General features: G+C 52.8%; 7 protein-coding genes, 1 tRNA gene and 1 riboswitch. Of the genes, 4 read left to right on the top strand and 4 right to left on the bottom strand.

The features are described from left to right. Positions 1 to 58: 58 nt before the first annotated feature. The 3 genes from M3P88_RS15145 to M3P88_RS15155 all read right to left on the bottom strand — a co-directional run bounded on the left by M3P88_RS15145 (position 59) and on the right by M3P88_RS15155 (position 1,579). On the bottom strand, positions 59 to 613 hold the full coding sequence (locus tag M3P88_RS15145) for a TMEM165/GDT1 family protein (RefSeq protein ID WP_249616828.1): 555 nt from the start codon (positions 611 to 613) through the stop codon (positions 59 to 61). A gap of 4 nt (positions 614 to 617) precedes the next feature. Next, positions 618 to 791, bottom strand: a riboswitch (yybP-ykoY riboswitch). 52 nt (positions 792 to 843) lie between these two features. Next, on the bottom strand, positions 844 to 1,302 hold the full coding sequence (gene mscL, locus M3P88_RS15150; protein ID WP_249616829.1) for a large conductance mechanosensitive channel protein MscL: 459 nt from the start codon (positions 1,300 to 1,302) through the stop codon (positions 844 to 846). Positions 1,303 to 1,503: 201 nt separating this feature from the next. Continuing rightward, a tRNA-Asn gene (locus M3P88_RS15155) sits at positions 1,504 to 1,579 on the bottom strand. Positions 1,580 to 1,756: 177 nt separating this feature from the next. Between M3P88_RS15155 and ygfZ the strand changes: the two genes are divergently transcribed. The 3 genes from ygfZ (at position 1,757) to M3P88_RS15170 (ending at position 5,012) form a co-directional block, all read left to right on the top strand. Next, on the top strand, positions 1,757 to 2,782 hold the full coding sequence (gene ygfZ / locus M3P88_RS15160) for a CAF17-like 4Fe-4S cluster assembly/insertion protein YgfZ (RefSeq protein ID WP_249616830.1): 1,026 nt from the start codon (positions 1,757 to 1,759) through the stop codon (positions 2,780 to 2,782). Positions 2,783 to 2,875: 93 nt separating this feature from the next. Beyond that, positions 2,876 to 3,181 carry an H-NS histone family protein gene (locus M3P88_RS15165; protein WP_249616831.1) on the top strand — a complete coding sequence of 102 codons (306 nt, stop codon included), beginning with the start codon at positions 2,876 to 2,878 and terminating at the stop codon, positions 3,179 to 3,181. A 160-nt stretch (positions 3,182 to 3,341) separates the two neighbouring features. Beyond that, positions 3,342 to 5,012: a cyclic-di-GMP receptor FimW-related protein gene (locus M3P88_RS15170; RefSeq protein ID WP_249616832.1), complete on the top strand. Its 1,671-nt coding sequence runs from the start codon at positions 3,342 to 3,344 to the stop codon at positions 5,010 to 5,012. A gap of 100 nt (positions 5,013 to 5,112) precedes the next feature. Here M3P88_RS15170 and M3P88_RS15175 read toward each other — a convergent pair whose 3' ends face one another. Continuing rightward, positions 5,113 to 5,301 carry a hypothetical protein gene (locus M3P88_RS15175; protein ID WP_249616833.1) on the bottom strand — a complete coding sequence of 63 codons (189 nt, stop codon included), beginning with the start codon at positions 5,299 to 5,301 and terminating at the stop codon, positions 5,113 to 5,115. Between the two features lie 391 nt (positions 5,302 to 5,692). Between M3P88_RS15175 and M3P88_RS15180 the strand changes: the two genes are divergently transcribed. Continuing rightward, the gene (locus tag M3P88_RS15180) at positions 5,693 to 6,337 is read left to right on the top strand and encodes an NAD(P)H-binding protein (RefSeq protein ID WP_249616834.1); all 645 of its coding nucleotides are present in this window, start codon (positions 5,693 to 5,695) and stop codon (positions 6,335 to 6,337) included. Positions 6,338 to 6,547: the final 210 nt, after the last annotated feature.

Here is a 6,547-nt window from a genome sequence, read left to right on the forward strand (position 1 = left end):
GGCTTTGGTGGGGATTGAAAAAAGCGGCACTTGCAAAGATGCAGTGCCGCTTTTTTTATCAGAGTGCCAGCGTAACGATGCCCAGCACGGCAAACAGGCTGGCCGCTACACGGTGAACGATATGTTTGGGTAGTTTGCGCGCAGCGACTTCACCCAGTAATACGGCGGGCACATTGGCGATCATCATGCCCAGTGTCGTTCCAACAACGACCATAAACAGGTCGTGATAGCGGGCGCTTAGCGCAACGGTGGCAATTTGGGTTTTGTCACCCATTTCAGCCAAAAAGAAAGCGATGGTTGTCGCGCCAAATACGCCAAAACGATCCAGTAGTTTGGTGTCGTCATCCAGTTTGTCCGGAATCAGCATCCAGATGGCCATGGCAATGAATGAGCCGCCCAGTATCCAGCGCAAGGTGTCGGGACCGAAGAAGCTGGTAATCCATGTGCCTAATGCGGCAGCGCCGGCATGGTTGAGAATGGTGGCGACAAAAATGCCAAGAATGATGGGGATGGGTTTTTTGTAGCGGGCGGCGATCAAAAGTGCCAGCAGTTGGGTTTTGTCGCCGATTTCGGCAAGCGCCACGATGCCGGTAGAGAAAAACAGAGCTTCCATGATGGGTCCTAAGGGGCTGCAGACAAGCCATGACGCAGCCGCGCGGCAGCCCCTGAACGGGCGCGCGGTACGTCATGGGTCTTGCCAAACCTTCTCAGGCCGCGCATGCCATGGCCGTTAAGCCAAGTGTGTTGACACGCGCCGGTGCTGTCCCGCACCGAGGCTACTCCCCCAGAGTCGGCGCATGATAAAGCAATTTAATCGCATCATCAAGCTGCCGTTTTCCGGATTCAGCCCAGTTGCGACGTGCAGTGCGGGCAACGGCTGGCTTTTAGCGGAATGCTGGTCAGGCAGTAAGGGCAGTCTTGCGTGGTCACGGGTGCTTCGGCTTGAACTTCTTCGCGCTTCAAGCGGTTGATGACTTTGACCAGCATAAAAATAGCAAAGGCGACAATGGTAAAGCTTACCATCGCATTAATGAACAGACCGAAATTGAGCGTGACGGCGCCGGCATCCTTGGCCGCGGCGAGCGATACATAAGGGCCTGCCAGCTTGCTGCCTTGCTTGAGCACGAGAAACAAATTGGAAAAATCGACATTGCCCAGCAGGATACCGATTGGCGGCATGATGATATCGTCGACTAAGGACTTAACGATGGAACCGAATGCACCCCCAATAACCACGGCAATGGCAAGGTCTAGTACATTGCCGCGTACGGCAAAATCACGGAATTCCTTCAGGATGGACATGTCGAGACCTCTTTAGATATAAAGGTGAAGATGACATCTTAGTACTAAAGCTAATCAATTTTTTGCTTGCATGCTATTTTTTGGGTGTATGCAAGGTATGTATGGTGTAAGTGGGTGTATAGCGCAGGGGGGGCTTGGATGTGGATGAGTGGTACTGATATGGAAAAAGCCGAACGTTTTACCGTTCGGCTTTTTTAATTCTGGCTCCCCGAGCAGGGCTCGAACCTGCGACCTGCGGATTAACAGTCCGTCGCTCTACCAACTGAGCTATCAGGGAATTGCTGAGGCACGAACTATACATCGGACGCTTTTTTGCGTCAAGCCTATGGTGAGTTTATTTGGACGACCGGTCGTGATCCGCGTGTTTGGCGGATTGAAATTTCTGGGTTTGTCCTAAGTTACCAGTCATTGAGCCTCTATAAAGAGGGGGCTTGCCAACAGCACGGTAAACGATATGAACGCAATGGTAAAACAGTGGCTGGCGCAAAATGGTGCGGTGTTCAACGAGGAGGGGGCGGCGGCGGTAACGGATACGCGCGCCGCCTGGCAAGCGCTGTCGGAGGGGGCTGTATTTGCGCCGCTGACTGATTTTGCTGTGTTGAATGTATCCGGTGATGATGCCGAAGCCTTCTTGCAAGGGCAGTTGTCGAATGATGTGCGTGAGTTGAATGGCGCGAATGCCCAGTTCACGACTTATTCAACGGCAAAAGGCAGGATGCTGGCCAATTTTTTGCTGTGGAAGGATAAGGGGGGGTACCGCTTATTACTGCCACTGGATCTGTCTGCGGCCATGATCAAAAGGCTGCGCATGTTTGTGATGCGCTCTAAGGTCAGTATTGAGTTGGTCGATTGCGTACCGGCTTTGCTTTCCGGCCCGTTAGCTCGCGATGCGCTCGTGGAGGGCGGTTTTTCTGTCGGCACTGATGAGATGGGGCTGCATGCGGTAAATGACGGTGTAGTCGTAACTTTGCCATTCCCCGCTTATTTGTTGGTGTTGGAGTCCGGCGCGGATTCACCGTCATGGCAAGAGTTATTGTCCCGCTGTGTTCCGGGTGGGCGTGAAATCGTTAATTTAGCTTTTGTCCGGTCCGGTTTTGCCTGGGTCGTTGCGGCAACCCAAGAGGCATTTGTGCCGCAAATGGCTAATATGGAACTGCTCTCTGCGATCAATTTTCGTAAAGGCTGTTATCCCGGGCAGGAAATTGTTGCCCGCATGCAGTATTTGGGCAAGACCAAACGCCGCTTATACCGCGTTGAGGCCCATGAAGGCGGATTGCTGGTGGGGGATGAGGTATTTGCACAAGGGGATGCTGAGCATTCCCTGGGGGTTGTTGCGGCTGTTGCGACGCTGGAAAATGGCAAGCAGGAAGCTTTGCTTGTGATGCTGATCTCCGCTTGGGATCATAAGATTTGCGCCGGGCGCAATTCAGCATTGCTACATTGTTTGACCTTGCCTTATGCTGTTCCTGATATTATTTAAATAGATGGCAGCTAACCGGCGGTCAGTATTCTTGACGTTATAAGTAAAAATAGCTAACTTATAAAAGCTACAAATAAACAATAGGCGCTCACCATGCAAATCGAAACTCTGTCTTACCCTGAACTTCTCCAGCTGAAATCCGATGTGGAATCGGAAATTGCCAAGCGCGAGCAAGAAGAGAAGTCCAAAGCACGCAAGCAAATTCTGGAAATCGCCCGCACTTATGGCCTCAGTGTCGAAGAAGTACTGAGCAAGTCCGTCAGCGTGCGCAAGCCGGTTGAAGCGAAATACAGTCACCCTGATCATCCTGAGATGACTTGGACGGGTCGTGGTCGCAAGCCGGTATGGGTCGTCGAATTGCTGGCTGCAGGGAAAACCCTGGCAGATCTGGCCATCTGATCCGTGCTTTTATACTGAAAAAGCCGCGATGTGTTCGCGGCTTTTTTGTTGCTGAATGTTCTATAGCAAAGAGTGTGACGGGTTATACTTGCAAGCATTCATGGCCGGGTTGTGTCGCGGTCAAAGCTATCATGCCAATACTAATGAGATATACATAGTGATGAGCAGGCTTGATTTCCTTTCTTTTGGTGCCGGCAAGAAAAACCCGGCAGGTCCCTTTTCCGACGGAAAAAATGCCGCGCAGTGGTTGCAGCAGTTGCTTGATGAGCATGGTGCTGCTGCACATCAAATATTGTGTGATGAACTGACGCGCTTTAATGAGGCTGGGCAGGCTCACCCGCATGATGCCGACACCTTAGAGGCTTTGCTGGTATTGAACCGTCTGTCCCAGCACTTGCAATCGCAGTTGCGCACTCAGTATTTGATGAGTGCCCGCATGCCTAAAGTGATGGAGTCACAGCTGCGCAATCAGATGTTGCACTACAGTCAGCTATTTTGTACCGCTTATCAGCGCTTTCTAGTCATCGAGATGAAGGACGATGAGGGTATTCGGGCCTTATTGCCGGAAGCTATGGCGTGCATGATGCATTATCAGGCCGAGCATGCTTTGTGGCTGTATTTCCGCCATTTCTCGCCAGACAAGGTGTTCTGGACCAATGTGCATCAGCTATATCGGCTAGCCGAAACGCGTGGCATGGCGATTGCACCAGTCTTGCTATTTGGTCAAGAGATTGGAACGACGGTTCAGGATCAATACCTGGTGCTGTTGTTGGTCTCTTTGCTCGGTAGTGGTAATTTGCAACCACGGCAGATCAATATGGCTTATATGCTGGCGCAGCGCTTAAGTAGCTATGTCAGCCTTGTTGCCGAAAATACGGGTGAGCTTAGTTTTTGCGTGAATCTTGCCCTAGGCTTGCCTCCTGGGCGTCCTTCTGCCGGCAATATTCCGACGATGCGTTATTGGGGAACTTCGGCGCTGATTGAACAAATCAATACCTGGCTGATTATGCTTGATAGCAGCCAGATGCCGGAGGAGCTGAAATCCCTGCGCGAGCCAGGTCTGGATGCGGCTTTATTGCGCTATTTGCAGCGTGAGTGGGCATCGCAGCCTTATCGCTTTGAACGTGCCGAGCGTTTGCCTGTTACCGGGAAAATGCTGGAACTCGCTTACCGTTTGCCTTTGTTGCATAAACTGGTTCGCGAACCCGATGAGAAAAAGTATGCCGACAAGGCGGCTTCGTCTTCCGATGAAATGGCCGAGATCCGGATTTATGGTTTTGTTACCAGTCGTAGCAGGCCTTCTGCATCGGTGAGTCGGGAGGGGGCAGAGTCGAAAGAAGTCTTGCCGCAGTGTCTTGTCGACAATCAAAGCGCAAGCGGCTTGGGCGTTTCTCTGGCCACGATAGGTAATGAGTGGGTTTCGATTGGTGGTTTGCTGGGTTTTCGGAGTGGAAGCGAGGCTTTATGGAGCCTGGGCATCATGCGCCGGATTAACCGGCCAAGCGCCGAAAAAATCTATCTTGGGGTGGAAATCCTGTCGGAACGCCCGGTTGCCGCTTCTATCCGCCCGGAAGGCAGTGCCATGCCCGAGTTGCCGGCTGAGAGGATGTGGTTGGGTGGGGAAATTGCCTTGTTTGTGCCCTGCGTGCGCGAGGGACGCAAGATTAACGCCATGGTGCTTTCCATATCGTCCTATTCGCTGGGAAAGCAGTTTTATATGACGGCGCGGGGCAAGCATTTTTTGGTGGCACTGGGCAAAATGCAGGAAAGAGGCAGTGACTGGTGCTTATGCGAGATCGAGTTGATCAGACAGCTAGAGGCACTACCTTAAATTGTTGGCCGGAAAACATGGCCGGCCGGAATAAAGTCGGCTTGATCATGAAATCTGCTTGCCTTATGGCAGGCAGATTTCATTTGAGCCTCTGCTTTGATTAGTAGGCGCTGAGGTAGGCATCTGCCGGATATAGCGCGCTTTCCATGCCGCTATGCGAGCGGAAGGTGACTTCGACCCGACGGCCGGCGGGCTGGACATTCACCACTTCAAAGTGCTGGATGTCGCCATTGTTTTTGCGTTCGCTGATCCGAAGGCCGGCTTTCAATTCGCTGATTTTCATCATCATAATAATATTTTCTTTCTTGTCGGTTTCCTGCCGTCCGGCTTATGCCGGATTTGCCGATTATCTGTGACTGCCAATAGTGTCAATGTGCGGTATTCAACCGATAGCAGAAGGCCAGAGTCGGGCCTGAATGGTGTAAAGCAGGATAGTATTTATAAAAAATGGAAGCGTGTCGTGCAGGCAAAGCTGCCGGACGTAAACATCAAGGAAGACCGGAAATACAATGAAGTGCCGCTTGGAAGGGGACTACGATGAACTGCTGGAGTCTGCTGCTTGAAATCTTGCTTTAGGGGTTTATACCGGCTTGCTCCTGGCGGGTCAAGCGGTTTTTGTCTGATACGTTAAAGAAACGGCGCTTAAACTGTAGTCTTTATGCCTGCAGAAAAGAGCCTTCGTGCAAACCGTTTTAATTTTGGGCGCCAGCGGCGCGGTTGGCCAACAGCTACTGGCACAGGCCTTGATTCACCCCGGTGTTGCCCATGTGGTCGCCCCGACGCGGCGGCCGTTGCCCGCGCATCCTCTCCTGCATAATCCCATTGTTGATTTTGCCGCCTTGCCCGAGAGTGCCACATGGTGGCGGGCCGATGCCGTTTTGTGTGCGCTGGGTACGACCCGCAAACAGGCCGGTTCCGCCGCCGCCTTTTACCGGGTCGATCACGATTATGTGCTGGCGGCTGCGCGTTTGGCGCATGCTGCGGGCACGCCCACTTTTGTGCTCAATTCTTCATTGGGCGCAGATGAAAAATCATACGGCTGGTATCTCAAGACCAAGGGCGAGACCGAGCGCGACCTGTCGGCGCTGGGCTTTGCTTCGCTGACATGGGTGCGCCCATCCTTGCTTGATGCCGGCACCCGGGCCGATTTTCGTCTGGGGGAGGAGGTCGGGCTATGGCTGAACCGTTATTTGGGCGGCTTGCTGCCAAGGGCATGGCGCGCAGTTGCCGTCGCCGATGTGGCGAAGGCGATGCTGGATGCGGCGCTTGCGCCGGTGCCGGGTATCAGGGTCATTGCGTCAAGCGAGATTGCCGGCTCGCAGTGAAGGAATTGGTGCAAGGTGCTCGGACTCCACCTTGCGTGAGTCATCCTGCCGGATGGCAGGAATTTAGCAGCGGCATGTGAATGGCCGATGAAGTGTGTGTGACCGTTATATGAAATGGCTGTGTGGATATATATATTTTTTGCCTTCCGGTTTATCTTGTCCCATCCGCCTATACTCGGGCAGCACCTGCATTTGCAGGCGCTTATAAGG

This window comes from Craterilacuibacter sp. RT1T, assembly GCF_023502145.1.
Classification (GTDB): Bacteria; Pseudomonadota; Gammaproteobacteria; order Burkholderiales; family Chromobacteriaceae; genus Craterilacuibacter.